The organism is uncultured Rhodococcus sp., assembly GCF_963525155.1.
Taxonomy (GTDB): domain Bacteria; phylum Actinomycetota; class Actinomycetes; order Mycobacteriales; family Mycobacteriaceae; genus Rhodococcus_F; species Rhodococcus_F qingshengii.
Genome location: NZ_CAURKP010000318.1, coordinates 1 through 3247, shown reverse-complemented (window position 1 = coordinate 3247; position 3247 = coordinate 1). Strand labels below are relative to the sequence as shown.

The window sequence follows — 3247 nt, the reverse complement described above, 5'->3', positions numbered from 1 at the left end:
AGCCTGAGCAGATCGAACGCCCCTACAGATTGCTCATCGAAGGAGCAGAAGGTATTCGACTCCATGGTCGAGAGAACAGCGACGGCAGCGTCACCTTCGAACGGCACTCAAGGGCAGATCCTCTCCTCAGCGCCCGACTCCTCACCAGACTGATGACGGTCGACTCCGCCCGCAGTGGCTTCTTCGACCGGTGGAAACTGAGACCAACGCGGCGACTGTTTCGACGCGGCAACCCCTTCATCGACGGGGTGGAGAAGCTACTCGCGTTCGACGATCGTGGACAGGCTGCCGCGATGTGGCGACGGTGCCCAGGATACGAAGAACCTCACGCGTTTTTCGGTTTCGACTTCATCGTCGAGACTGACACCGCACCGATTATCGACGCAATTGGCGATGATCGAGCGATCGAACCGATTGCGCGACGACGAGCAGACAACGCGTTGCGGCCGCAGCAACACCGAATTTGGGTGCCGACAACTTCGAGTGACGTCGTGGACAATGCTCAACTTGCCGCCTACTTGTCCCTTCCCATGAAGGATGGAGGCCGGGACACTAACCTCAACCCCGAACGGATTTCTGCTCTACACACCGTCGTTGGCGGCGAAAAGAACTTCGAGGCTGTCGCGAAATCCAGCTACCAGATCGCACTCGATCACATACAGGCAGCAGCAGACCTGCTCGATGCATGCGACAAGGCCGCTGACAACGTACGAACCGAAACGGAACGAGTCCTCGCCCAGAGTCGCGCTCGATCGCAAGCGGCCGGCCTGGTCAGCGACCCGCGTGCATTGGAGACCGAGGTGGCGATCGGTCGTGCAATCGAAAAAGCCGTCACGAACCCGATAATCAGGTTGACCACAGTCAGTTGTGTCGTCCTGTCTACGCAACCATGGTCGGACTATGTCGCGCAATGACCTTTCAGTAGTCCAGTCCGCACTAGCAGCCTGGCCCCAACCCACAGTGGTGGACCCCGATTGGGATTGCAGTGACGCGTGCCGCCGACTTCTCGACGCGATGCATGGCCTGGGCAGCGGCGGGGCGCGATGGCGTGACGTCGCCGGCTTGATCCGGCAAGTCTTGCTGACAGCTCACACGACTTATGGTGGAAATCCCGAGGTAGCGGTGCCAGCGGACCCGGCCTGGCCAACGACGGAGCAGTGGCACGAAGCGGCATGTTCATCGAGCCCACTGACCGACGGGCGCCTGGCGATCCGTGCGCTCGACTGGCATCCCCTAAGCAGCGACACCACTCCCGCAGCCGAAGAACTCGCACGCGATCAAGTCCGAGCCGCATACCGTGATGTGGATTCAGAGAACGCCGCGCAGTTGCCTGCCGACCCATTTTGGGAACAGGCTCATCGGTACAAGTCCTACCGAGGAGAGACACAACGCCAGGCAGCTCGAGCTGCAGTTCTGAACGAGAACGGTGCACTGGTCATCGCACTGCCAACAGGGCGCGGCAAAACTGCCGTCGCCTGGTCGAAGACGCTGCTCTCTGTCCACGGCGTCACCATTGTCGTCGTCCCGACTATTGTCCTCGCTCTCGACATGGAACGACGAACGCGGGAGGCTGCGCAGCTTCGGGGGCGCCCACTCAGCCCACTGAATCGGTACGCGTACGTCGGCTCACTCGATGACCAGACAAAGAAGGACCTGCGCGAACATATTCGATCTGGAACGCAGCGCCTGCTGTACACCTCACCGGAGGCATTCGTAACAGGCCTAGCCGCCGCCGTGCTCGACTGTGCCGATGCAGGATTCTTGCAGCAGATCGTCATCGACGAGGCACACCTGGTCGACCAGTGGGGCGCCGACTTCAGGCCAGAATTCCAGACGATGCCGGGACTGATCCGCGAAGCGCACGAAAGGGCACCAGAGGGAAAGAAGCCTTCGGTGCTGCTCCTCAGCGCGACGTTGTCGCAGAAACCGCTGGACCTGCTCACCAGCCTGTTCGCAGTCGACGCCGAGAAGGCAGACCTGGTCTGGGGATCAGAACTACGCACCGAACCGGCGTTCTTCTTCGACGCTTTCAGCGACGAAGAAGAACGCAACCAAGCAATCCTGCAGGCCGTGACCACACTTCCCCGTCCACTGATCCTGTACACGTCCAAAGTCGAAGACGCAAAAAATTGGACCACTCGACTTCACGAGAAGGGCCTGGCCCGCGTCGGCTGTGTAACTGGCAAATCCACCGAGACTGAACGCGATTCCGTCATGGCCCATTGGCGCGGGCTCGCCACCTCTGGGCACAGCGCGGCGACGAGCCTTGATGTCATCGTCGGAACGTCTGCGTTCGGCCTAGGTCTCGACATGCCGAACGTGCGCACCGTGGTGCATGCCTGCCTGCCGGAAACCATCGATCGCTTCTACCAAGAGGTCGGTCGTGCGGGACGAGACGGGCGACCGTCGGTTGCGTACCTCTGCAGCGGCCCCGGGGACAGACAGATCGCGGCACGACTGAGCAAGATAACCATGATCGGCGACGAAAAAGGATGGAACCGCTGGAGGCGACTCCTCAGCAAAGGAACCGAGGTCCGTCCACTGCGATACCGAGTACAGAAGAGCACACTGCCGGAGTACATGACTGAGGGATACGGCCGCAGCGCCAGATGGAACGTGCGCACACTGACGTTGATGGCACAAGCAGGGATCGTCCGCCTCAGACCGCCGCAATGGGTTCCAACAGAAGGAGCGACCGCTGACGCCGACACTCAAGCGCGCGAGGCGTTCTACGCCAACATCGATGACTTCATCGAGTTCGAGTTGCTCCGTGGAGATCTGCAGGGCGAGGCCGGATGGATGCGGGCTCTGAAAGAGGTGCGCGAGAAGGTAAATGCAGCACAAACAGCAGCGCTAGAGGCTTCGGCAACTCTAGTGACCGGCGAGGCGTGTGTCGGACGCGTGATCGCGCGCCACTATCGAGTGCACCACGACGGCGGAACCCTGCTTACATCGCCGGCATGCAGGGGATGCCCCTCCTGCCGACGTGATTCCGCATCATCGCCAGGCACCCAGCCTCAGGAACCCAACCCCTTCTTGCCCGCCCCACACTTTCTCGCCGATCCCCTGAGCACGTGGCGTGGAAACTGCCCCGGACTCTTTATCCGATTCAGTGAAGGACAAGATACCGAACCGTTGCTCGTCCGCCTGGCCCAGAGAAGAGTCAGCGTGTTCTCGGGCCTGACGCCCGGCGAAGCCGACAGACTGCAATCCGCGGTGCCCCACACACCGATCATTCTCGACGAAA

At 61.1% G+C, this 3247-nt stretch carries 2 protein-coding genes; both read left to right on the top strand.

What is annotated here, in order from left to right; all coding sequences use genetic code 11:
* Positions 1-152: 152 nt before the first annotated feature.
* Positions 153-914, top strand: a complete 762-nt coding sequence (locus RWT78_RS28865) for a hypothetical protein (RefSeq protein WP_314682835.1) — start codon at positions 153-155, stop codon at positions 912-914.
* Positions 901-3247: protein DpdF (gene dpdF, locus RWT78_RS28860; protein ID WP_314682831.1), on the top strand; the 2347-nt coding region annotated here is incomplete at its 3' end. The genes RWT78_RS28865 and dpdF, both read left to right, overlap by 14 nt.

Excerpts from the sequence above, each read along its gene's own strand:
- RWT78_RS28865 (WP_314682835.1), top strand. The coding sequence starts at position 153 with ATGACGGTCGACTCCGCCCGCAGTGGCTTCTTCGACCGGTGGAAACTG.